This is a genomic window from Stenotrophomonas sp. SrG, assembly GCF_050031795.1.
Lineage (GTDB): Bacteria > Pseudomonadota > Gammaproteobacteria > Xanthomonadales > Xanthomonadaceae > Stenotrophomonas > Stenotrophomonas rhizophila_A.
The window spans coordinates 1-250 of the sequence record NZ_JBNBBE010000633.1 but is presented as its reverse complement, the minus strand read 5'-3'; the positions used below and the strand labels follow the sequence as shown (position 1 = coordinate 250).

The 250-nt window shown below is 64.4% G+C and carries 1 pseudogene; it reads right to left on the bottom strand.

The features are described from left to right. Positions 1–5: 5 nt before the first annotated feature. Positions 6–250, bottom strand: a pseudogene (locus ACQG3P_RS21135) (type II toxin-antitoxin system RelE/ParE family toxin); the annotation flags it as partial.

Sequence of the window (250 nt, the reverse complement as noted above, 5' to 3'; positions counted from 1 at the left end):
ATGAGCTAGTCATCAAAACGACGAATGGGCACGAAGCGCAGCGATCCTTCAGGAAAATCCAGGACACCCACGTCTCGGGTTGAGCCAGCTTCCGGGTGCCGCTCCAACAGTTCAACGGCTGCCTGAAGCGCAATGATGAAAGCCAGTTCCAGCGCCGTGCCGCCGTCGACGGCGGACAAATGGGCCGCCTCGTGGGCGTCCTGGCCCGCGCTCGGACACCCACGGGCGGGCTGCATGTCGCCCTGCGCGA